Source organism: Palleronia sp. LCG004 (assembly GCF_032931615.1).
Lineage (GTDB): Bacteria > Pseudomonadota > Alphaproteobacteria > Rhodobacterales > Rhodobacteraceae > Palleronia.
Genome location: NZ_CP136760.1, coordinates 358,165 through 381,089, shown reverse-complemented (window position 1 = coordinate 381,089; position 22,925 = coordinate 358,165). Strand labels below are relative to the sequence as shown.

Annotated in this window: 21 protein-coding genes; 7 read left to right on the top strand and 14 right to left on the bottom strand. The window is 68.3% G+C overall.

Annotated features, from left to right (window positions below; genetic code table 11):
- Window positions 1-25: 25 nt before the first annotated feature.
- The 13 genes from RVY76_RS16235 to RVY76_RS16175 all read right to left on the bottom strand — a co-directional run bounded on the left by RVY76_RS16235 (window position 26) and on the right by RVY76_RS16175 (window position 13,820).
- Window positions 26-790 carry a glutamine amidotransferase gene (locus RVY76_RS16235; protein ID WP_317376936.1) on the bottom strand — a complete coding sequence of 255 codons (765 nt, stop codon included), beginning with the start codon at window positions 788-790 and terminating at the stop codon, window positions 26-28.
- Window positions 787-1,872 (bottom strand): phosphotriesterase-related protein, encoded by a 1,086-nt coding sequence (locus tag RVY76_RS16230; RefSeq protein WP_317376935.1) that lies wholly within the window; start codon window positions 1,870-1,872, stop codon window positions 787-789. Before RVY76_RS16230 ends, RVY76_RS16235 begins: the two co-directional genes overlap by 4 nt.
- On the bottom strand, window positions 1,865-2,875 hold the full coding sequence (locus RVY76_RS16225; protein ID WP_317376934.1) for an ABC transporter permease: 1,011 nt from the start codon (window positions 2,873-2,875) through the stop codon (window positions 1,865-1,867). The genes RVY76_RS16230 and RVY76_RS16225 overlap by 8 nt, the downstream gene beginning before the upstream one ends.
- Window positions 2,875-3,666 carry an ATP-binding cassette domain-containing protein gene (locus RVY76_RS16220; RefSeq protein WP_410796042.1) on the bottom strand — a complete coding sequence of 264 codons (792 nt, stop codon included), beginning with the start codon at window positions 3,664-3,666 and terminating at the stop codon, window positions 2,875-2,877. The genes RVY76_RS16225 and RVY76_RS16220 overlap by 1 nt, the downstream gene beginning before the upstream one ends.
- Window positions 3,663-4,598 carry a substrate-binding domain-containing protein gene (locus RVY76_RS16215; RefSeq protein ID WP_317376933.1) on the bottom strand — a complete coding sequence of 312 codons (936 nt, stop codon included), beginning with the start codon at window positions 4,596-4,598 and terminating at the stop codon, window positions 3,663-3,665. Before RVY76_RS16215 ends, RVY76_RS16220 begins: the two co-directional genes overlap by 4 nt.
- 1 nt (window position 4,599) lies before the next feature.
- Entirely contained in the window at window positions 4,600-5,640 is a 1,041-nt protein-coding gene (locus RVY76_RS16210; RefSeq protein ID WP_317376932.1) for a LacI family DNA-binding transcriptional regulator, read from the bottom strand.
- A 286-nt stretch (window positions 5,641-5,926) separates the two neighbouring features.
- On the bottom strand, window positions 5,927-6,871 hold the full coding sequence (locus RVY76_RS16205; RefSeq protein WP_317376931.1) for a nucleoside hydrolase: 945 nt from the start codon (window positions 6,869-6,871) through the stop codon (window positions 5,927-5,929).
- 14 nt (window positions 6,872-6,885) lie between these two features.
- Window positions 6,886-7,791, bottom strand: a complete 906-nt coding sequence (locus RVY76_RS16200) for an ABC transporter permease (protein WP_317376930.1) — start codon at window positions 7,789-7,791, stop codon at window positions 6,886-6,888.
- A complete protein-coding gene (locus tag RVY76_RS16195) occupies window positions 7,788-8,825 on the bottom strand; it encodes an ABC transporter permease (RefSeq protein ID WP_317376929.1) in 1,038 nt (345 codons plus the stop codon). The genes RVY76_RS16200 and RVY76_RS16195 overlap by 4 nt, the downstream gene beginning before the upstream one ends.
- A complete protein-coding gene (locus RVY76_RS16190) occupies window positions 8,822-10,333 on the bottom strand; it encodes an ABC transporter ATP-binding protein (protein ID WP_317376928.1) in 1,512 nt (503 codons plus the stop codon). Before RVY76_RS16190 ends, RVY76_RS16195 begins: the two co-directional genes overlap by 4 nt.
- Window positions 10,334-10,347: 14 nt before the next feature.
- Window positions 10,348-11,349: a BMP family ABC transporter substrate-binding protein gene (locus RVY76_RS16185; protein WP_317376927.1), complete on the bottom strand. Its 1,002-nt coding sequence runs from the start codon at window positions 11,347-11,349 to the stop codon at window positions 10,348-10,350.
- 24 nt (window positions 11,350-11,373) lie between these two features.
- Window positions 11,374-12,198, bottom strand: coding sequence for an SDR family oxidoreductase (locus RVY76_RS16180; protein WP_317376926.1), 825 nt, complete (start codon window positions 12,196-12,198; stop codon window positions 11,374-11,376).
- Window positions 12,199-12,443: 245 nt separating this feature from the next.
- Window positions 12,444-13,820, bottom strand: a complete 1,377-nt coding sequence (locus tag RVY76_RS16175) for an HD-GYP domain-containing protein (protein ID WP_317376925.1) — start codon at window positions 13,818-13,820, stop codon at window positions 12,444-12,446.
- A 331-nt stretch (window positions 13,821-14,151) separates the two neighbouring features.
- Here RVY76_RS16175 and RVY76_RS16170 point away from each other — a divergent pair, with 331 nt between their 5' ends.
- The 7 genes from RVY76_RS16170 to RVY76_RS16140 all read left to right on the top strand — a co-directional run bounded on the left by RVY76_RS16170 (window position 14,152) and on the right by RVY76_RS16140 (window position 21,211).
- Window positions 14,152-15,171, top strand: coding sequence for a tripartite tricarboxylate transporter substrate binding protein (locus RVY76_RS16170; protein ID WP_317376924.1), 1,020 nt, complete (start codon window positions 14,152-14,154; stop codon window positions 15,169-15,171).
- A 71-nt stretch (window positions 15,172-15,242) separates the two neighbouring features.
- Window positions 15,243-15,722, top strand: coding sequence for a tripartite tricarboxylate transporter TctB family protein (locus tag RVY76_RS16165; protein WP_317376923.1), 480 nt, complete (start codon window positions 15,243-15,245; stop codon window positions 15,720-15,722).
- A complete protein-coding gene (locus tag RVY76_RS16160; protein ID WP_317376922.1) occupies window positions 15,719-17,239 on the top strand; it encodes a tripartite tricarboxylate transporter permease in 1,521 nt (506 codons plus the stop codon). The genes RVY76_RS16165 and RVY76_RS16160 overlap by 4 nt, the downstream gene beginning before the upstream one ends.
- Window positions 17,240-17,426: 187 nt before the next feature.
- Window positions 17,427-18,560: a Gfo/Idh/MocA family protein gene (locus tag RVY76_RS16155; protein ID WP_410796049.1), complete on the top strand. Its 1,134-nt coding sequence runs from the start codon at window positions 17,427-17,429 to the stop codon at window positions 18,558-18,560.
- Entirely contained in the window at window positions 18,557-19,702 is a 1,146-nt protein-coding gene (locus tag RVY76_RS16150) for a dihydrodipicolinate synthase family protein (protein ID WP_410796041.1), read from the top strand. The genes RVY76_RS16155 and RVY76_RS16150 overlap by 4 nt, the downstream gene beginning before the upstream one ends.
- Window positions 19,699-20,526, top strand: coding sequence for a sugar phosphate isomerase/epimerase family protein (locus RVY76_RS16145; RefSeq protein WP_317376920.1), 828 nt, complete (start codon window positions 19,699-19,701; stop codon window positions 20,524-20,526). Before RVY76_RS16150 ends, RVY76_RS16145 begins: the two co-directional genes overlap by 4 nt.
- A gap of 43 nt (window positions 20,527-20,569) precedes the next feature.
- Entirely contained in the window at window positions 20,570-21,211 is a 642-nt protein-coding gene (locus RVY76_RS16140; protein ID WP_317374465.1) for a TetR/AcrR family transcriptional regulator, read from the top strand.
- Between the two features lie 105 nt (window positions 21,212-21,316).
- Here RVY76_RS16140 and RVY76_RS16135 read toward each other — a convergent pair whose 3' ends face one another.
- The gene (locus RVY76_RS16135) at window positions 21,317-22,831 is read right to left on the bottom strand and encodes an aldehyde dehydrogenase (NADP(+)) (RefSeq protein WP_317376919.1); all 1,515 of its coding nucleotides are present in this window, start codon (window positions 22,829-22,831) and stop codon (window positions 21,317-21,319) included.
- Window positions 22,832-22,925 lie beyond the last annotated feature (94 nt).

The window sequence follows — 22,925 nt, the reverse complement described above, 5'->3', positions numbered from 1 at the left end:
TCGGCATGCCCGAAAGAGGGGCGGATCACCGGGCGACGAGCCAGGAGATCAGGTTGCGCCAGAGCACGGGGTAGCCGTCCCATTCGCAGAAGGCCGGAGGCAGCCAGTGCGGACCGAGATCGCTGGTCCAGACGGCGCTCCGGCCCTTGCCGTAGCTGCCCGTCACGATGAGGGGATGGCCGCCCTGATGATCGGGCAGGCGCGCGACGACCGTCGCGTCGTCCTTCGGTTCGACCTCGTTCACGCCCAGAAGCAGCGGCCAGTCGCCTGCGGGGAAGCCCGACATCACCGGGTGGTCCGAGGCCACGGACTGGAGCGTCGCGCCTTCGGGGATCTCCACGCGGTCGTCCCAGGGCAGGCAGCGGACGGGAAGAGCATCCTCGACCGGGGTCCGGCGCCAGCGTGCGCGACCGTCGATCCCCTGAAAGCTGAAATAGCCCCCCACCATCATGAGGTTGCCGCCATCGGCCACCCAGTCGCGGATGAGGTTCAGGCGGTTCGGTACGGGCTTGGAGCGCAGCCAGACATCGGGCGGCAGGAGGAAGGTGTTGGACCCGATATCCGACAGGATCAGCACGTCGTAGGCATCGAGGCCCTCGCGCTCGAACGGGAACTTCTCGGCGGCCTCGTGCGCCGTCATCCAGTCGAGCTCGACCTCCGTATCCTTCAACGCGTCCACCATCGGCTGCGCGCCGAGATGGAAATGAACGCTGCCGAACTGGTCGAACCCCTTATAGTGGGTTTCGGAAGTGACCCAGCTTTCTCCGACGAGAAGAGCCTTGATCGTCATGCGGGGGATCCTTTCAGGGTATTTTCGGTGTCGAACACACTGCGTGCGTTGTGGGTGAGCATGCTCATCGCGGTCTCGGCCGGCATTCCGTGGCGCGCGAGCCGCGGCAGGAAATGACGCAGGACGAACGCGTAGCCGTTGCCGCCGTAGCGGGTGAGCATCATCTTGATGAACACGTCCTGCGACAGGAGCAGCCGGTCGAGATGGCCCGCGTCGGCAAGCCCGACGATCGCGCGGGCCACCTGGTCGTCGGAGGGGGATTGCACCCCCTGATCGGCATAGAAGAAGTCCATCCCGATCATGTCGAATTCGAGGAAGGCACCCCGTTCGGCCAATTCGGTCTGATACGCCACGTCGTCGAATGACGGGTTCATGTGGCAAAGCACCGTCTGGCGGAGATCGGCCCCTTCGCGCTCCACGATGTCGAGGACCTTGTGGGCGTGGCGGAACCAGCCCGGAAGATGGACCATCAGCGGCAGGCCCGTGCGGACCTGCGCCCGCGCGGCCCCCACGAGCGACCGCTCCTCGATCTCGAGAAAGTCGCCCGACACGCCGATCTCGCCGATGAGGCCGATCTTCGCATCCGTGCCATCGACGCCCGTCAGCGCCTCCTCGACGATCTCGTCGGCGATGTCGTCGGCGGACTTGCCCTCGACCGCGTCGGGCATCGACGAGGCGAGGTAGTAGCCCGCCCCCATGACGATCTGGAGGCCCGTCCGGGCCGAGATCTCGCGCAGCTTCGCGGGGTCGCGTCCGATGCCGCGGCAGGTCGGATCGACGATTGTTTGCCCGCCGAGCCGCACGAACTCCTCGAGCTCCTCGACCGCGAGGTCGAGGTCGTCGAGCGCGATGTTGTGGCGGTTCACGAACGGGTCCTGCCGCAGCTCCGACAGGATCTCGATCCGGACGGGGCCGTCGGCCAGATGCCGGCGATCCTCGGTCCGGGGCGGGTTCCACCAGCAGCTGCAATCGTTCTGCAGATGCTCGTGCATGAGCGTCACCCCCATCTCGGAGGAGGCGATGGGGCCGTCGACCGTCATGACGAGGCCCGAGTTCGTATGCGCGCTGGAGAGTTCAGACATTCGGCGCCCCCTTCCGGATCTTCCACGATCCGGTGAAGAGCCGGGTGTTCATCCAGATGGCGAGCAGGATGATGATGCCGGTCACGATCTGCGTGAAGAAGGGAGAGACATGCATCAGGATCAGCCCGTTTCCGATCACCGCGATGGTCAGCGTGCCGAGCACGGTCCCGATCATAGAAGTCTTGCCCCCCATGAGGGAGGTGCCGCCCAGGACCACGCCCGCGATGACCTGAAGCTCGAACCCCTGCGCCGCGTTGGAGGAGCCCGACCCGAGGCGCGCCGCGAGCAGAAGTGCCGCCAGCGCGCTCGCCACGCCGGCCAGGACATAGACGGAGTTGACGACCCGGCGGGCGGGCATGCCGACGCGCCGCGCGGCCTCGAGGTTCGATCCGCAGGCGATGATCTGCCGTCCGTAGGGCGTGCGCCACATCACGACGAAGCCCAGGATCACGACGAGGATCGCGATGATGGCGGGCACCGGAATGCCGAGAAGCGTGCCGCGCCCGAGCCAGAGGAACCCGTCCGCGCCCTGGATCGGGATCGAATACCCCTCGGTCAGGAGGAGCGCCGCACCGCGGTAGATCGAGAGGCCCGCGAGCGTCACGATGAAGGCGGGGATCCCCTGATAGGCCACGAACCAGCCCTGCACCCCCCCGATCACCGCGCCGACGGCGAGCATCAGGAGGATCGCGATGGGCCACGGCACGCCCGCGGCGATCGTGATCGCGGTCAGCGCGTTGACGAAGGCGACCTGGCTGCCGACCGACAGGTCGATCCCCGCGGTCGTGATGACCAGCGTCATCGCGACGGCCACGACGAGGATCGGCGCGGCCTGCCGGACGATGTTGAGAAGGTTCGCCGTGCTCAGGAACACGTCCGACATGGCCCCGAAGAAGACAAGGCAGACGATGAAGAACGTCGCGATCGACAGGACCTGGGCGTAGTCGGTGACGAAGTCGCGGAACGCCGATCCGGCGACGCGTTCGGTATAGGTCGTGGACATCAGTGACCTCCCTTTCCGACGATGAGGTCGACCAGTTCCTCGAGATTGGTCTCGGAGGTGCGGCGCTCGGCGACCTTGGTGCCCTCGTACATGACCGCGATCCGGTCGCAGACGCGGAAGAGGTCCTGCATCCGGTGGGTTACGAGGATCACGCCGACGCCGCGCGCCTTCACCCGGTTGATGAGTTCGAGCACCGCCTCCACCTCGGCCACGGCGAGCGCGGAAGTCGGCTCGTCCATGATGAGGATGTCGGGCTCGAAGCTTGCCGCGCGGGCGATGGCGATGGCCTGCCGCTGTCCGCCCGAGAGCTTCTCGACCTTGGCGGTCAGGCGCGGGATGCGGATTTCGAGCCGGGCGAGCATCTCCTCGGCGCGTTCGATCATCCGCTCCTGATCGAGGAAGGGCCCCTTCTTCATCTCGCGCCCGAGGAACAGGTTGCCCACGACGTCGATATGATCGCAGAGGCTCAGGTCCTGATAGACCATCTCGATATGACGGGCCCGTGCATCGGCGGGGGACTGGAAGCTGACCTGCTCGTCGCGCAGCCTGATCTGCCCGCCATCGGGAACATGCGTTCCGGCGATGATCTTCGACAGAGTGCTTTTCCCGGCGGCGTTGTCGCCGATGAGGCCCACGCATTCGCCCGCGAAGATGTCGAGATCGACGCCGCGCAGCGCCTGATGCGATCCGAAGGTCTTGCTGATGCCCCTGAGGGACATCAGCGGCTTTCCGTCGGAGGGGAGATCTCTCCCCTCCGACGCGGTGCGGATATCCGTGTCGGTCGCCGTCATTCGAAGAGGGACCGGAACTCGTCGACATTGTCCTGCGTGACGATCGTCACGGGGACCGAGATCTCGGCCTCCACCTCGCCGCCATCGGCCAGGGTGGCGAGCGCGCGGATCGCCGCGGCACCCATCTCGGCCGGATCCTGCTGGATCACCGCCTCGACATAGCCTTCGTCGATCCCGGCGATGGCCTGTTCGGTCAGGTCCCAGCCGTAGATCGACACGTCGCCGGTGCGCCCCTGCGAGGTGACGGCGGCGATGGCGCCCATCAGCGCGGGCTCGCCGGTGCCGTAGATCGCGTTCATGCCCGGATTGGCCGTCAGCAGGTTCTCGGACGCGTTCAGCGCCACGTCCTGGATGTTCTGGCCGTCGACGGTGTTCACGACGGTCACGCCGTCGGGCAGGTTCTCGACGAAGCCGTCGCGGCGCACGTTCTGGATATATGAGTTGAGCGCGCCGACCACGCCGAGCGACATCTCTCCGCCATCCATCGTCTCGCCGATATGGGCGGCGAGGTCCGCGCCGGCCTGGGCGTTGTCGACGCCGATCTGCGCGGCCTGCGGCCCGTCGGGCAGGATCGCGTCGATGGCCACCACGGGAATGCCCGCGGCATCCGCCTGCTCGACGGCGGGCATGATGCCGTTCACGTCGATCGCCACGACGGCGATCCCGTCGACGCCCTGCGTGATGTAGGTCTCGATCGCGGAGTTCTGCTGGAACGCCTCGTTGTTGGCGTTGAAGATCACCAGTTCCGCGCCGAGCTCCTCGGCGGCCTGCTCGGCCCCGCGGTTCATCTCGTTGAAGAAGAGCGCCTGCTGGTTGATCTGCACGAGCGCGAAGGTCTTGCCGTCCTCCTGCGCGAAAGCCGCGCTTGCGGTGAGGGCCGTCGCGCCTGCGAGCGCGAGGGCCATCCGGCTGGCCGTTCCCTTGATGGTCATGTCATGTCCTTCCTGTTGAGCGTCGCTTGGCGTTTCCGGCCGGCGGGGCGACGGAGGCCCGCTCGACCAGGGTCACGGGAAGCAGCTTTTCTGTCGAAGCCGTTTCGCCCGTGTCGTCCTTCAGCGTCTCGAGCAGCATCCCGAGAGCGCTTCGCCCCAGATCGCGGACCGGCTGGCGGATCGCGGTGACGGGCGGAGAAAAGAGGTGGAGGGGCCCGACATCGTCGAAACCCAGGATCGAGACGTCGCCGGGGATCGAGACCAGCGCATCGCGCAGCACCTCGATCAGTCCGATCAGGATCTCGTCCGACGACGCGAAGATCGCCGTGGGGCGGGGGTCCATCCGCAGGAACCGGCGTCCGGCCTCGCGGCCCGTCTCGGGCGTGTAGGTGCCGCGGACCCGGTCGATGCGGACGGGGCCGTCGGACCCTTCGGCCATCGCCTGCTCGAACCCGCGGAGCCGTCGCCTGCCCGAGATCATCTCCTCGATGCCGCCGACGAAGAGGACCGACCGGTGACCCATCGCGGCCAGATGTGCGCCGGCCATGCGTCCGCCCGCCTCGTTGTCGCAGAAGACCTTGGGAACCCGCGCGCCGGGCACGTCCTCGTCGAGCAAAACGAGATTGCGGCAGGAACTTACCGCGTCGAGGAGCGTGTCGTCCGCGGCGCGGTTCGTCACGAAGATCATCCCGTCGAGGTGACGCATCCTGAGCCCGTCGAGATAGCGCATCTCGCGCGCGGGGCGGTTCAGGGTGGCGTGCAGGACGAGCCCCAGATCGAGCCGGTCGGCCTCCTCCTCGATCGCGGCGACGAGATGGGAGAAGAACGGACCCGCGATGTCGGGAACGACGAGGCCCACCGCGTCGGAGCGTCCGCGCGACAGCCGCCGGGCGTGGGGATTGGGTACGTAGCGAAGCTCGGCCACGGCATCGCGGATCTGCTGCGCCCGCGCCTCGGGAAGCGAGAGCGAGCCGTTCAGGAAACGCGAAACGGTCGCGACCGAAACGCCTGCCTTCTTCGCAACATCGCTGAGATTCGCCATTTCACACCCGGTAAACCGCTTTACCAGCGCACAACATCGCCGGGAGCGTTGCAAGAACTTTCTGTCGGTTCGCCGAAAATTCGACCGCTCCGGAAAGACGGCCTTGCCCGTTCGTCCGGAAACGGCAAACAGCCCGGCCTGACGACCGGGCGCGGTGTTGCTGCGGGTTCAGGGGCTGGATCGTGGCCGGAGAGCGAAGCACCGGCCATCGCCCGCGAGGCGTCAACCGCCGCAGAGGGCGGCGATCATCTTCGGGATGGACCGGTGGTCGGGTGCCGTTCCGACCTCAGAGAAGCATCGTCTCGTGGAACATCGCCTCGAAGCGGGGGGCATCGACCCCGGTCGCGACCGCGCAATTGGCACGGGCGAGCCCGGCGGGGCGGCGATCCGGGATGGCCTGTCCGCGGGTCAGGTGGCCCGACAGCTCGATGTCGATCCGCATCCGTTCGAGCTGCAGGAGGTCGGGGGCATGGCAGGCCGCCACGGCAAGCGGGTCGTGCAGCGGGCAGCCCGCGATGCCGGGATGCATCGTCTCGTAGGAACGGACATAGAATTCGGCGATGCGCATCAGCATGCGCGACGCATCGGTGCCGTTCGCCTCGATATCGGCCATCATCTCGCGCGACATCAGCGTGGTCATCGTGGCGTCCATCCCCACGACCGTGATCGGCGCGCCGGATTGCATGAGGATATGCGCCGCTTCGGGGTCGTTGTGGAAATTCGCGTCCACCATCGGACGTGCGACGCCCTGGATGCCCGGATGCGACAGGGTCGATCCCATCACGATCACCGATGCGACCAGCCCCGCGATCTCGGGTGCCTTGGCCAGCGCGATGCCCACGTTCGTCATCGGCCCGACGGGGCAGAGCGTGATCTCTCCCGGCATCTCCTTGATCGTGCGGATGATGAAGTCGGCGGCATGTTCGTCGGTGGCGGTCGCCGAGGGCTCGGGCAGGTCGACATCGCCGAGGCCGTTGCCGCCATGGACGAAATCGGCCTCGCGCGTATAGGGATTGATGAGCGAGCGCGCCGCGCCGGCCGCCACGGGAATGTCCGCGCGGCCCGCGAGATCGAGGATGCGCAAGGTGTTCGCGGTCGCGATCTCGACATCGGTATTGCCGTAGACGCAGGTGAAGCCCACCGGGTCGAGTTCGGGATGGCGCAGCGCGTAGTAGATGGCGAGCGCGTCGTCGATGCCGGTATCGACATCCATCAGGATCTTGCGTGTCATTCCTTGTCCTTAATTCAGGCCGGCGCCAGTCGCCGGCGTCGTCCGCGCAGGGCCCCCAGCACCAGCGCGGCGAGCGTGATGACGTAGGGCACCGTGTCGGTCAGCTGGTTCGGGAGCCCCTGCGCCTGAAGCTGTACCGACAGCGTGTCGGCAAAGGCGAAGACGAGGCAGACCGCCGCCGCCCAGATCGGATTGTCCCGCGCCAGCATCACGGCCACGACCGCGATCCAGCCGCGCCCCGCGCTCATGTCCTCGGCGAAGATGCCGACCGTTCCGATCGAAAGCTGCGCGCCCGCGAGGCCGCAGAGCGCGCCCGCGACGATCACGGTCCAGAACTTCGTCCGGTCGACGTCGATGCCGAGGGTGCGCGCGGCGTCGGGGTTCTGCCCGATCCCGCGAAGCCGCAGCCCGAGGGGCGTGCGAAAGAGAATGACAGCGATGACGAGGACCAGCACCCATGAGGCGTAGGTGATCGGCGTCTGCCGCGACAGAATCCAGCCGATCCAGGGAACGGTCGCGATCTGCGGAATGACGATGCGGTCGAGCTCGGCGATGGCGGGATCGGAGAACACGCCCGACTGCCCGAACATCTGCCCCAGGAGGTAGGCGGTCAGCCCCGAGGCCAGGAGGTTCATTCCGATGCAGATCACGATGCTGTCGCCGCCGAACCGCGTCACGCCGAGCGCGAGGATCGAGGCGAAGATCATGGTGGCGAGCATGCCCGCCGCGATGCCGCCGAGCGCCGATCCGGTGTAGAAGCTTCCGGCGATGGCGAAGAAGGCCCCGATCAGGATCTTGCCTTCGAGTGCGATATTGAAGACGCCCACACGCCCGCAGAGCACGCCCGCGAGCGCCGCCAGCAGGATCGGCGTCATGCCCTGGACGGTGGCGTTGACGGTGAAGGCGTTGAGCATGTTCATCGCTTGCGCCGTCCCGGACGCGCGGTCCCGTAGCGAAGCGAGACGAAGAGGATGATGATTGCCTGCAGCACCATCGACAGGACGCGCGGGACCTGGATCTCGCGCTGCATCGCGAAGCCGCCCGTCTGCAACGCGGCGAAGAAGAAGCCCGCGATCACCGCCTTGAGCGGGTTGCCCCCTGCCAGAAGCGCGGCCATCAGGCCCGACCAGGTGTAGCCCGGCGAGACGAGCGCGCCGTTCTGGAAACGGTGATGCGTCTCGAGGATCACGATCGCGCCCACCAGCCCCGCGATCGCCCCGCTCGCGAACATCGTGGCGATGCTCTGCCGTTCGGTCCGGACGCCGCCATATTCGGCGAAGCGACGGTTCAGCCCGCGCATCCTGAGCTCGTATCCGGCGACGGTCCGGCGATCGACGAAGATGACGGTCGCCACCACGATCAGCATGAGGACGAGCCCCGTGCTGAGCGGCCCGGGCAGGTCGGGGAGTTCGGCGGCGGCCGGGATCGCCCGGGTCTGCGGCAGCCCGGTCGCGGTGTCGCGGAGCGGAAAGCCGGTCGCCCATGAGGTGATGCCGATGGCCGGATAGGACAGCAGCAGGGAAGTCACGAGCATGGGGATGCCCAGCCGCGTCTCGCCCAGGGCCGCGAGCGCAGCCCAGAGCCCCGCGGCCAGCATCGCGCAGAGCATCGCCGCGCAGATGAGCAGGACGCCAGGCAGGGGCAGTAGATCGGCGAGGTAGACCGGCACGACCGCTCCGGCGAAACCGCCGATCACGATCTGGCCGTCGCCGCCGAGATTGACCATGCCACCGCGCAGCGGGATCGCGGCGACGAGCGTCATGCCCACGAGCGGGATGGCCCATGAGAGCGTGTTGGACCAGTTTCGCGGGGCGAAGGCCCCCTCGACGATCTCCCGGTAGGCCGCGACGGGGTCGTCGCCCGAGGCGAGCAGCATGAGCGCGCCGATCACGAGGCCCGACAGGACGGCGAGCGCGACGGGACCGGGTCGCAGGATCTCGAGCGCGGCCTTCATGCCGCGGGTTCCGCACGACCGGCCATCAGCAGGCCGAGTTGCGCCTCGCTCGCCGTTCCGGCGGGAATATCGGCAAGGATCCGGCCTTCGTACATGACGAGGATCCGGTCCGAGAGCCCGAGGATCTCGGACATCTCGGCCGAGACCAGCAGGATCGCGCGGCCCGCGTCACGCTCGGCCACAAGGCGCGCATGGATCGCCTCGATCGCGCCTACATCGACGCCGCGCGTCGGCTGCTCGGCGATCAGAAGCGGCGCGCCGCGGTCGAGCTCGCGCGCGATGACGACCTTCTGCAGGTTGCCGCCCGACAGCGTCGCCACGTCGCTCCGCTCCGACGGGATGCGGATGTCGTTCGTTGCGATGAGGTGCCTTGAATGGGCCGCGATGGCGGTCTCGTTCAAAAGCGGCCCGCGCACCAGCGACGGATCGTCCTGACGGCCCATCAGCATGTTCTCGGCGGCGCTGGCCCCGGCCGCCGTGCCGGTCGTGGCGCGATCCTCGGGGATGTAGGCCAGCCCCGCGCGGCGGCGTCCGGCCACGTCGAGCCCTCCGAGGTCGCGATCCTTCAGCGCGATGCGGCCGGATGCGGCGCGCAGGCCCGCGACCGCCTCGATCAGCTCGCTCTGGCCGTTGCCGGCGACGCCCGCGATGCCGACGATCTCGCCCGCGCGCACCTCGAAGGACACCGCGTCGACGACAGGCTTGGGCCCCGCGCCGACCGAGACGCGGTCGAGCTTCAAGACCACCTGTCCGGGACGCGCCGGTGCCTTGGCGACGTCGAGATTGACCGACCGGCCGGTCATCGCGCCGATGATGGCTTCGGGGCTGCTCTCGCGCGTCTTCATCCGCGCGACCAGCTTGCCGTGGCGCAGCACGCTCACATTGTCTGTGATCTCCATCACCTCGTGCAGCTTGTGCGTGACGAAGAGGATCGTCCGCCCGTCCGCCCGCAGCGTCCGGATGACGCCGAAGAGGCCGTCGCGTTCCTGCGGGGTGAGGACGGCGGTGGGCTCGTCCAGGATCAGGATGCGGGCATCGCGATAGAGCGCCTTGAGGATCTCGACCCGCTGGCGGATGCCGACCGAAAGCTCGCGGACCCGGCGCGTCACGTCGACCCGCAGGTCGTAACGCTCGGTCAGCGCGCGCACCGCCGCGATCGCGCGTCCCCGGTCGAGAAACCCGCGGCGTCGCGGCTCGGCCCCCATGACGACGTTCTCCCAGACGGTCAGATCCTCGAACAGCTTGAAGGCCTGGTGCACCATGCCGAGCCCGTGGTCGATCGCATCGAGCGCCGAGCCGAAGCGGACCTGCCGCCCGTCGATCACGATCTCGCCCTCGTCCGGTGCGACGAGACCGTAGAGCATCGACATCAGCGTCGACTTGCCCGCGCCGTTCTCGCCCATGACCGCGTGAACCTCGGCACGGGCGACGCGCAGGTCGACATGATCGGTGGCCGTCAGCGCTCCGAACCGCTTGGTCAGCCCGACGGTCTCGATCTCCCAGTTCATCGCCGCGATCCGCGCTAGCGCGCCATCTGCATCGGATCGGCGACCTCGATCTCGCCCGCGACGATGGCGTCGCGAAGGGCCGCGACCTGTTCGATGACCTCGGGATACTCGGCGATGAGGCACTCGCTGTCCTCGACCCCCGGTTCGAGCCCGGTCAGCGTCATGCCGTCATCGGCAAGGCCGAGCGCCACGAGGGCGGGCTGCGTGCCTTCGATGATGCCGCGCACGCCCATCTCGATCACGACGTCGGTGTTCTTCTCGATGTTGTCCATGACGGTTCCGGGTGCCTGAAGGCACTGGTTCACGTCGACGCCGAAGCCCGCCGCGCCGGGGAAGTCCTCGAGCGCGCGGAACACGCCGCCATTGGTGCCGGAGGCGGCGGTCAGGATCCGGTCGGCCCCGCCCGATGCCATGATGGTCGCCCGCTGCTGTCCGCGCGCGGGATCGGCGAAGGGATTGTCGCCCCCGATCCAGAGGGTCGGCGCCACGTCGATGTCGGGCACCGCGTGGCGTGCGCCGGCGATGAAGGCATCCGTGTAGCGGTGGATGAAGGGGATATCGACCGCGCCGATGGCACCGATCGTCCCCGTTTCGGACGTCAGCGCCGCCTCGGCCCCCGCGAGGAACGCGGTTTCGTGTTCGCGGAAGACCGAGCAATGGACGTTCTCGGGCGCGTCGGGCGCGCAGCTGTCGACCTGCAGGAAGGCCGTTTCGGGATGCTCGGTGGCGATCTCGGTCAGGATCTCGTCGAACTCGAAGGTGATGACGACGACGATGTCGGCCTCGCGCGCCGCGGCTTCGAGGTTCTGCAGCTTCACCGTCGGATCGGAGCTTTCGTAGATCTTGGCCTCGAGGCCCATCTCCTCGGCGATGCGGCGCGTGCCGTCGGCCCCGAGCTGCAGGAAGTCGTTGATGCCGACCGGGTTGGGCGAGACGTATATCACGCTCCGGTAATCCTGGGCGGCGAGCGGTGTCGCGATAAGCGCGAGCGTGGCGGCAAGTATCCTGGATGTCATTGTCGTCTCTTCTCCGGATCGAGATCAGTAGGGGGTGTCGCCCGCATCGGCGTTGATCGCCTGTCCGCGCACCAGAATGGCGTCGTCGCCGAGAAGGAACGAGATCACGGCCGCGACCTCGGCCGGGGCGATATGGCGGCCGAGCTGCGGCATCGTCATCTGGGCGAAGACGCTCTCGGGGTCCTCGCCCGTCACCTTGCCGTAATCGGCCGCCACCTGCCGCAGCATCGGCGTGGCCACGCCGCCGGGGCAGACGCAGTTGACGTTGATGTCGTAGGGGGCGAGCCGCGCGGCGAGGATGCGCGTCCACGAGATCACGGCCGCCTTCGAGCTGGAATAGGCGAGGCTGTCGAGATGGCCCTTCTTGCCCGCCTCTGAGGCGAGGGTGACGATCGCGCCGGGCTTCTCGGCGGCGATCATCGCCTTGGCCGCGGCGACGGCCATGTCGTAGGCACCGAAGACGTTGACCCTGTATTGCATCTCCCAATCCGCGCGGGAAATCTCGAGCGGATCGCAATGGCGCACCACCGCGGCGCAGTTGACGAGGCCGTCGAGCGGCCCGAGCCTCTCTGCGACCTTTGCCATCGCGGGCCCCGTCGCGTCGGGGTCCGACACGTCGCAGGCGATCGCCGCGGCACCCAGCTTTCCGGCGATCTCGTCGAGCTGGTCCGTGGCGAGGTCGGCGATCATCACGCGTGCGCCCTCGGCCACGAGCCGCCCGGCCACCGCATGGCCGATCCCGCTCGCTCCGCCGGTCACGAGGATCGCGCGGTCCGCGTGACGGCCCGGAACGGGGGCTGCACGCTCGGCGAGCCTGTGGTCGGATCGGTAAGTCTTGTATTCGCCCATCCCGTCCCCTCGGTCGGCCTTCCCGCGTCGCAGCCAGTGACGCCCGCCGCGACGCGAGGTCAACGCGGCGGCGTGCCCACGGCGCGGCACCCGGGAGCGACAGCCCAAAGATTGGGCGGATGGGTCGAAAAGCGGGCAGGCTGGAACCGGCGCGAGGATCGGGTTGCCGTCATGCCTGCCGGAGGCGGCAGATGCCTCGACCCCGACGCGGGGTTTCAGGCGCGATGGTGGCGCAGATCCGGAGGCTAGTCCCCGGCAATCGCGCTTGTCAGCGCGTCGTAGCACATGCCGTCGATCGACGTTCCGACCATCCCGGACATGATCTCGTGCACGCGCTCGCGCGGCAGCGCGGGCTTGTAGGGGCGCTCGGCCGACAGGGCGTCGTAGATATCCGTGACCGTCAGGACCCGGACGTCGAGCGTCAGGTCGTTCGCGCCCAGCCTGTAGGGGTATCCCATCCCGTCGAGCCGTTCGTGATGCGCCTCGGCCAGGTGCGCCGACCGCGCGAAGACGCCGATCTTGCCGAGGATCTTCCGCCCGATCAGCGTATGGGACTCGATCACCCTGCGCTCGCCGGTGTCGAGCTTGCCGGGCTTGTCGAGGATGCGGTTCGGCACCCCGAGCTTCCCGATATCGTGGAGCAGGGCCGAGCGGCGCATCCAGGCGCGGCAGTGTCCGTCGTATCCGAGCGTGGCCGTCACGCGATCGACATATCCCGCCACGCGTTGCGAATGGTTGTTGGTGAAGGGGCTCTTGGCGTCGATGACCTTCGAGAACCCCGCGATGATGCGGTCCATCTTGTCGTCGGTGAGGTCCGCCGCCCCGATCACGGCCGGGTTCGAGAAGACGGCACGCGCAAGGTCCGGGGCGGCGAGCCGCGCGCGCAGGGACGGATCCTTCAGGACCGCGACGGCGACCCGAGCGACGGCTGGATCGAACCAGGTTCCGCTGCGGCTCGAAATCTCGTCGATCGCATTGTCGATACCACCCGATTGCATGAACACGTCAGCCACCTGCGCGACCAGCGCGATGCGCGCGCCGAGCGGGATCTCCTCTCCCGACAAATGCTCGGGCCGCCCGGAGCCGTCCCAGTGTTCGTCGAGCGCATGGATGCCGCGCGCGACCCGATCCGAGAACCCCATCGTGCATGCGATGGAGGACCCCTGCTGGCATCGCGTCTCGATCAGCTCGTCCACGATGGGCCCTGCATTCCGGATCACCGAGATCAGCGTCTTCGCGCGCCGGATCGTCGAATTCCCCCGCGCCGTTTCGCGGAGCAGGAAGTGCAGCGCCGATCGCGTCGTGCCGTCGATCAGCTTGAAGGCCTGTTTGAACTCCATGTCGTCGGCGAGATACAGCTCGCAGATCCGCGCGGCGTTGGAGGAGCAGCCCAGGTCCTTCAGCAACAGTGTGTAGTAGAGATCGTGACGCTCCTCCACGGGAAGGCCCAGACGGCATCCGATCTCGTCGCCGATTGCCGTCACGCGGATCGCATGACCGGCGGGCTGCCCTTCGGTGGCGTCGAGCGCGTGGCTGAGCGATCCCAGAAGTTCCGACAGCCGAAGCGTGCCCAGCCCGTCCGGCCAGCGATCGTGCGGCCGGAAATCTGCAAAATGTTTCATCCCGACGACGCCCACGAAAACGGCCTTCCCCGGGGGAAGGCCATCACTTGTAAAAACCTGTTTGAATGGAAGGGGTCGACCGGGTGGGCCAGGCCACACGGCAGATCTGCCACGCAGGCTTAGTCCTAATTCCCGAACCTTAACGAATGCTTGCTTTTTGACGGTGCCGGGACGGGACGCGTTTTCGGGTGAATGGCTCCGGATATCCGCGTTCGCCGCTCTCCGTTCCGTACGGCGGAGCCGGTCGAGACGGGCCCGCCGTTCGAAATGAAAACTTGACAGATTGACCCGTTCTCGTAACCTACCACGCGGTAGCCAAGGGGGGATCCAGATGCTTACCGGATTGACGAGGGCGCTTGCCGCCGCGACATGTCTGACCGCACCGGCCGCGATCGCGCAGGACGCGACATGGCAGCCGGACCGGCCCATCAACATCATCGTGCCGTGGGCTGCGGGGGGATCGACCGACCAGGTTACGCGCGTCGTGGCACCCATCCTGGAGGAGGCGCTGGGAACCGAGGTCGTCGTGGTCAACCAGCCGGGTGCGTCGGGCTCGACCGGCACGGCGGCCGCGCTCGACGCGCCGCGCGACGGCTATACCTGGACCGCGAACGCGATCGCCAACAATGCGACCTATGCGGTGACGGGACTGGTTCCCGACACCTCGATCGACGATTACCGCATCTATCTGCACGTGGCGAACGTGCCGCTGGTCAGCGTCAACGCCAACAGCGAATACCAGGACTTTCCCGCCCTGCTCGCGGCGATGGAGGACGGATCGGTCACGGTCGGCACGGCGGGCATCAACAGCTCGGGCGGCATGGCGCTCGCCGCGATCCGCGAAGGCGCGCAGAGCGACCTCTCGGGTGCGCGCATGATCACCTATGACGGCGGCAACCCCGCGGTAATCGCCGCCGCATCGGGCGAGGTCGTGGCCACGACCCAGCTCGCCGTGGAGCAGACCGAGATGGTGCGGGCGGGGCGTCTTCGTCCGCTGACCGTGCTGTCGGACGAAACGCTCGAGGTCGACGGGATCGATCCGGTCCCGCCCATCACCGACTTCATTCCCGATTTCCATGTCGCGGCGGATTATTTCGGCGTGTTCATCCCCGTGGGTGCCCCGCAGGAAGTCTACGACACCGTTGACCGCGTGTGGGAGGAGCACGTGATGAACAACGATGCGCTCAAGAAATACGCCAACGATCGCGGGGCCGTCTTCGCGCCCAGCTATGGCGAGGACGCGCTGGATCAGGCGATGCCCGTCGTGATCGCCGAGGCCTGTTCGCGCGTGACCCGCGGCGAGGCGGTCATCGATCCCTCCGAGATCGGGATCGACTGCCCCGAAAGCTGACGGGCCGGGAGGAGACATCGCGGGGGACGGCGGGAGGCCGTCCCCCGCATCTTTGAGGGGAGGAGCGATCCATGCAGATGACCATGGCCGATCGGCTGATGGCGGGCGTGCTCGGCGCGCTGGGTCTGGCGATGGCGGTGGGCGGGTTCCGGATGGACCGGCTGGAATTCCGCCAGATCCATCCCGCCTCCATTCCGGGGCTCGTCCCGATGATCCTCGGCGGGCTCATGGTGATCTGCGCGGTGCTCCTCTGGCGCGAGGCGTCGCGCGGTGCCGATCGCGACCCGGTCCTGGCGGACGGGTCCTGGCTGCGGCTCGGCCTCACGGCGGGGACATGCCTCGTCTATGCGCTGATCCTGGTGGGGTGGCTCCCGTTCCTGTGGTCCACGGGCATCTTCGTCTTCGCCTTCGCCGCCATCTTCGGATGGCCGGAAAACGGTGACAGGGGGGCACGGGTCAAGGCGGTCGTCGGGGCCGCGATCCTCGCGGCCTGCACGGCCTTCGGGACATCGATCCTCTTCTCCGAAGTCTTCCTGGTGCGGCTGCCATGAACGCGATCGCCAGCCTCGGGAGCGAACTGCTCTCCCTGCTCACGCCCACGATGATCTTTCACGCGGCGTGGTCCACGCTTCTCGGGATCGTCATCGGCAGCCTTCCGGGCCTGACGGCCACCATGGGTGTGGCCCTCATGACCACGCTGACCTACTCGCTCGACAGCACGACGGCGATCCTCGTCCTGCTCTGCATGTATGTGGGCGCGATCTACGGCGGATCGCGCAGCGCGATCCTGCTCAACATTCCCGGCACGCCGGCCAGTGCGGCGACCTCGCTCGACGGCTATCCGCTGGCCCAGCAGGGGCGCGCGGGCTACGCGATGGGCCTCGCCACCGCGGGCTCGATGGTGGGAACGCTGGTGGGGATCGTGCTGCTGGTGATGATCGCGCCGCCTCTGGCCGAGGCCGCACTCAATTTCGGCAGCTTCGAGTTCTTCTGGCTCGCCGTCTTCGGGGTCGTGATCTCGGGGCAGCTCACCGCCGACACCACGCCGGTCAAGGGCTATATCGCGGGTATCCTGGGCCTGATGGTCGCGATGGTGGGTTCCGAGGGCATCCACGCGCATATCCGGTTTAACATGGGGTTTTCCGACCTCAACGGTGGCATCGGGCTGATCCCCGCGATGGTCGGTGCCTTCGGATTCGCCGAAGTTCTGAACGCGATGTGGGGCAGGGCCGGCGTGCTCGCCACCGCCAAGGACAAGAGCGACCGGATCATTCCCAAACTCGCCGATCTCTGGCGCTACAAGGTCACCTCGATCCGGTCGGGCATCATCGGCACGCTGGTCGGCATCGTCCCCGGCGTGGGCGAGGATATCGGTGCCTGGGCCAGCTACGTCGCCGCGCGCCGCACCAGCAAGGAGGCCGACCGCTACGGCAAGGGCAGCTACGAGGGCCTGACCGCCGCCGAGACCGGCAATTCCGCGGTGGTTCCGGGCTCGCTCATCCCCGCGATCACGCTCGCCGTGCCCGGCTCGGCCAGCTCCGCGGTCCTGATCGCGGCGCTCTTCATCCACGGCATCCGCCCCGGCCCGCTCATCATGATCGAGCAACCGCAATTCATCTCCTCGGTCGCGGCCATGCTGATCCTCGCGACGCTCTTCATGGGGTTCTACGGACTGACGCTGACGCGGGCCTTCGTGCAGGTGCTGCGGGTGCCCTATGCCCATCTGATGCCGGTGGTCTTCGTGCTCTGCGTGATCGGAACCTACGCGCTGAGCCAGCGGATCTTCGACATCTGGGTAATGGTCGGGTTCGGCCTCGTCGGGTTTCTGTTGCGGCAGATGAAATACCCGATGGCTCCGCTGGTGCTGGGGATCATCCTGGGCGACCTGCTCGACAAGAGCCTTAGGCGGGGTCTGACACTCAGCGACGGGGATCTCACGCCGTTCTTCACGCGGCCGGTTTCTGCTGCATTCGTTCTGCTGATCGCCGTGTCGATCCTGGCCAATATCGGGTTCGTCCGGCGCAGGATCTCGCAACTCCTCGCACGTCGGAATCGTCGCGACGCCTGACCGCCCTGACAGGTTTCGCGGCGAAACCTGTGTGTCGGGGCGACCTCTCAGTGTTGGCGCGGAGTTGGCGGGGTGTTGGCGGGGATATTTTTCGCGATTGACCCTACCATTCGGTAGGTTTATGGGTTCGGGGGAGGAAAGCAGCAGGAGGAGCGGGAGAGTGAAACACCAACGCATCGGCATCATCATGCACGGCGTGACCGGGCGGATGGGGATGAACCAGCACCTGATCCGGTCGGTTCTGGCGATCCGCGCTCAGGGGGGCGTGACGCTTTCGGACGGCTCGCGGCTGATGCCCGATCCGATCATCGTGGGGCGCAACGTCGACAAGATCGAGGCGCTGGCCCGCCGGCACGGGGTGGAGCGGTTCACGACCGATCTCGACGCGGCGCTGGCCAATCCCGACGACACGGTGTTCTTCGACGCGGCCTCGACGCAGATGCGTCCGGGCCTGCTGCGGCGCGCGATCGACGCGGGCAAGCACGTCTATTCGGAGAAGCCCGTGAGCGAGGGGCTCGACGAGGCGGTCGCCATCGCGCGCCATGCCCGCGAGAAGGGTGTGAAGAACGGCATCGTGCACGACAAGCTCGACCTGCCGGGGCTCGTGAAGCTGAGGCGTCTGCGGGATCTGGGCTTCTTCGGCAAGATGCTGAGCGTGAAGGGCGAGTTCGGCTACTGGGTCTTCACCGGCGACGACCTCGCGCCGCAGCGTCCGTCGTGGAACTACCGCGCCGAGGACGGGGGCGGGATGATCTCGGACATGCTGTGCCACTGGCGCTACGTGCTCGACAACGTGGTGGCCCCGGTGAAGTCGGTGAGCTGCCTGGGCTTCACCCATGTGGACACGCGCCTCGACGAGGCGGGCGCGCGGTTCAGGGCCACGGCCGACGACGCGGCCTACGCGACCTTCCTGCTCGACGGTCCCGACGGCGAGATCGTGGCGCATATCAATTCCAGCTGGTGCACGCGGGTGCGCCGCGACGACCTGGTGACGTTCCAGATCGACGGGACGCACGGCTCGGCGGTGGCGGGCCTGCACGATTGCTGGTCGCAGCACCGCGTCAACACGCCCAAGCCCGTCTGGAACCCCGACGAGCCGCAGCAGATCGACTTCTTCGAGAACTGGGAGGAGGTCCCCGACAACACGGTCTTCGACAACGGCTTCAAGGTGCAGTGGGAGCAGTTCCTGCGCCACGTGGCCGAGGATGCGCCGTTCTCCTACACGCTGGCCGAGGGGGCCAAGGGCGTGCAGCTGGCGCAGGCGGGCTACCTGTCGTCGAAGGAGCGTCGCTGGGTCGACCTCGAGGATCTGGGGCTGTGAGCGCGGTCCTGAACCTGCCCGGCGGGTCCGTCACGCTCGAAGCGGGCCCCGCGCCCGCGAGGGGGGGCGACTGGACCCGCACGGCCTATGCCGCGGCCCATGTGGTGGCCGATCCGCTGGCCGAGGCCGATCCGTGGGTCGACGTCGCGCTCGACTGGGACCGCACGCTGGCCTTCCGCGAGCATCTCTGGGATCTGGGCTTCGGCGTGGCCGAGGCGATGGATACCGCGCAGCGGGGCATGGGGCTCGACTGGCCGACCTCGCTCGAGCTCATCCGCCGCTCGACCGAGCTGGCGAAGGGGCGCGGCGCGCTCGTCGCGAGCGGGGCGGGGACCGACCACCTCGCTCCGGGGCCCGAGGTCACGATCGACGACGTGATCCGCGCCTACGAGGAGCAGTGCGAGGCGGTCGAGGCGGCCGGCAGCCGGGTGATCCTGATGGCCTCGCGCGCGCTGGCGAGGGCGGCCGCGGGCCCCGAGGATTACGCGCGGGTCTATGGCCGCGTGCTGTCGGGGCTCGGGCGGCCCGCGATCCTGCACTGGCTGGGCGAGATGTTCGACCCCGCGCTGGAGGGGTACTGGGGCTCGGGCGACCACATGGCGGCGATGGAGACGTGCCTGTCGGTCATCGCCGAGAACGCCGACAAGGTCGACGGCATCAAGATCAGCCTGCTCTCGGCCGAGAAGGAGATCGCCATGCGCCGCCGCCTGCCCGAGGGCGTGGTCATGTATACCGGCGACGACTTCAACTATCCCGACCTGATCGAGGGCGACGCGGAGGGCCATTCCCACGCGCTGCTGGGCATCTTCGACCCGATCGCCCCCGTCGCGGCCCGGGCGCTGTCGGAGCTGGCCCGGGGCGACGCCGCGGCCTATCACGGGGCCTTCGCGCCGACCGTGCCGCTGTCGCGCCACATCTTCCGCGCGCCCACGCGGTTCTACAAGACCGGCGTGGTGTTCATGGCCTATCTCAACGGCCACCAGGACCACTTCACCATGGTGGGCGGGCAGGAGAGCACGCGATCGACGCTGCACCTGGCCGAGATCGTGCGGCTCGCCAACGCGGCCGGGCTGATCGCCGATCCCGACATGGCGGCGGCGCGCGCCCGCGCGGTCTTCGCCGCGCGCGGGGTTGCGGCATGAGCGGGCTCGGGCCCGAGCGGCTGTCGCTCAACACCGCGACATTGCGCGAGCAATGGACCCTCGCGCAATGCATCGAGGGCTGCGCGCGGCACGGGATCGGGGGGATCTCGCCCTGGCGCGACAAGCTCCACGAGATGGGCGCCCGGACCGCGGCGCGGGCGATCCGCGATGCGGGCCTGCAGGTCTCGGGGCTCTGCCGGGGCGGCTGGTTCACCGAGAGCGGCGCGATCGACCAAGGCGTCGTCGACGACAACAGGCGCGCCGTGGACGAGGCCGCCGCCATCGGGGCCGAATGCCTCGTCATGGTGGTGGGGGGGCTCGCGCGGGGGTCGAAGGATCTGCCCCGCGCCTGGGATCTGGTCGAGGAGGGGCTCGCCCGCACGCTCGAGCATGCGCGGGGGGCGGGCGTGAAGATCGCGATCGAGCCGCTGCATCCGATGTATGCCGCCGACCGGGCCTGCGTGAACACGACCGCCCACGCGCTCGACATCTGCGACCGTCTGGGCGGGGGGATCGGTGTCGCGCTCGACGTCTATCACGTCTGGTGGGACCCGGATCTCGCCGCGCAGATCGCGCGGGCGGGGTCCGCGCGGATCATGGCGTTCCACGTCTGCGACTGGCTGGTGCCGACGCGCGACCTGCTGACCGACCGGGGCATGATGGGCGACGGCGTGATCGACATCCCGCGCCTGCGCGGGCTGGTCGAGGCGCAGGGCTTCGACGGGCTCGCCGAGGTCGAGATCTTCTCGGATCGCGACTGGTGGCGGCGCGATCCCGACGAGGTCCTGGCGACGATCGTGGACCGCGGACGGACCGCCTGCTAGAGCGTCGCGGAGCCGGTCCGCGGCATCGCGAAGGATGACAGCCATGACCAAGCCCCCGGTCCGCCGCCGCCGCAACGCCGAGCGCACGCGCGAGGAGATCCTGCAGGCCGCGCTCGAGGAGTTCTCGAGCATGGGGCATTCGGGCGCGCGGGTGGACCGCATCGCGGCGCGCGCGGGCGTGTCGAAGCCGATGATCTACGACTACTTCGGCGACAAGGACGCGATCTACGCCGCCGCGCTGCGCGAGGCCTACGTGCAGATCCGCCGCGGCGAGGAGCAGCTCGCGCTCGATCCCGACGATCCGCGCGAGGCGGTGCGCGAGCTGGTGCGCTTCACGATGGACCACTTCCGGCGCAAGCCGTGGTTCATCCGCATCCTCAACTCCGAGAACCTGATGGGCGGCCAGACGGTCGCCCGGATGCACGACGCGGCCGAGATCCAGTCCGTCCTCGTCAAGCGCCTCACGAGGATCCTCGCCCAGGGGGCCGAGCAGGGCGTCTTCCGACCCGACGTGGACCCGGCCGAGTTCTACGTCTCGGTCGCCTCCCTGTGCTACTTCCCGATCTCCAACATGCACACCCTCCGCGTCGTCTTCGACCTCCCCCTCGACGACCCGTGGATCGAACGCCGCGCAGAAGAAGCATCCGATATGCTCCTCGCATGGCTCACAATCAAAACAGATTGAAAAGAGCTCCGCGATACATGTCGAAAGGGGGCGGGATGTCCCGCGTCGAGGCAGCTGGTGGTACCCGCGGCGGCCCCGTGGTGAAGCGATGCGGGGACCGCTGTTTCAGGCGATGTCCGCGGGCAGGACACCTTCGGGGATGTTCTGGTAGCAGACGGGCCGGAGGAAGCGGCGGATCGACAGGGTGCCGACGCTGGTCGCACCGAAATTGGTCGAGGCCGGGTAGGGGCCGCCATGGACCATGGTGTCGGCGACCTCGACGCCCGTCGGAAAGCCGTTGGCGAGAATGCGTCCGGCCTTGCGTTCGAGGATCGGGAGGAGGGATCGCGCCATGTCGGCGTCATCGTCGTCCATCTGCAGCGTCACCGTCAGCTGCCCCCTGAGGCTGCGCGCGACTTCTTCCATCTGCGCGCGATCCTTGCAGCGCACGATCAGCCCCAGCGGGCCGAAGACCTCTTCGGCCAGCCGGTGGTTGCCCAGCCACGCCTCGGCGTCGGTTTCGAAGAGGAACGGCGTGCCGCTGCGATCCGCCGGTTCGGTCGCGACCACAGCGGTCACGCCGGCCTCGGCGGACATTGCCCGGGCCCCGTCCCTGTAGGCCGCCGCGATGCCGTCGGTCAGCATGGTCTGGGGGCCCATCGCCGCGAGCGCGGATCGGGCCGCATCGCGCATCGTGTCGGCATGGGCGTCGTCGAGAACGACCGCGATGCCCGGATTGGTGCAGAACTGACCGGCCCCCATGGTCAGCGACCCGGCCCAGCCGGTGCCGAGCGCGTCGGCGCGGGCGGACATGGCGGCGGGCAGGCAGAACATCGGATTGACGCTGCCCAGCTCTCCGAAGAATGGGATCGGCTCGTCCCGTTGCGCGCAGAGATCGAAGAGGGCACGCCCCCCGGCGAGCGATCCGGTGAAACCGACGGCCTTGATCAGCGGATGCTGCACCAGCGCCGTGCCCACGTCGCGCTTGCCGCCCTGGATCAGGCTGAAGACGCCCGCGGGCATGCCGGTTTCGCGGATCGCGGCGTCGATCGCCTCGGCCACGATCTCGCCCGTGCCGGGATGGGCGGAGTGGCCCTTGACGACCACCGTGCAGCCGGCGGCCAGCGCGGCGGCGGTGTCGCCCCCGGCCGTCGAGAAGGCCAGCGGAAAGTTCGAGGCGCCGAAGACGGCCACGGGCCCGATGGGCCGCTGGATCATCCGAAGGTCGGGGCGCGGCATGGGGGCCCGGTCGGGCAGGGCCGCATCGTGGCGCCGGTCGAGATAGGCGCCGTCGCGGATGTGGCTGGCGAAGAGGCGCAGCTGGCCCACCGTGCGGCCCCGTTCGCCTTCGAGCCGGGCCTCGGGCAGACCGGTCTCGGACGTGCCGATGGCGGTGATGTCGGCACCGCGCGCGTCGATCTGGTCCGCGATCGCCTCGAGGAAGGCCGCACGTTCGTCGCGGGTGGTGTCGGCATAGGCCTGGAAGGCCGCCTCGGCCGCCTCGCAGGCGCGGTCCACCAGATCGGGCGTGCCGACCGAGAAATCGTGAGCGGCACCATGGGCGGGCGCGGATCGGAAGGTCGCCGCTCCGGCGACCCATTCGCCGGAGATCAGGTGCTTGCCGCTGGGGGTGAAGGTCATGTCGTCCTCTTTCTTCGGATCAGGTCGGTCGCGGAAGGGGCTTCCGCACGGGGTCGCCTCGCGTGCCGGGGCGGGGTGGAACGGAGTGTCGCGG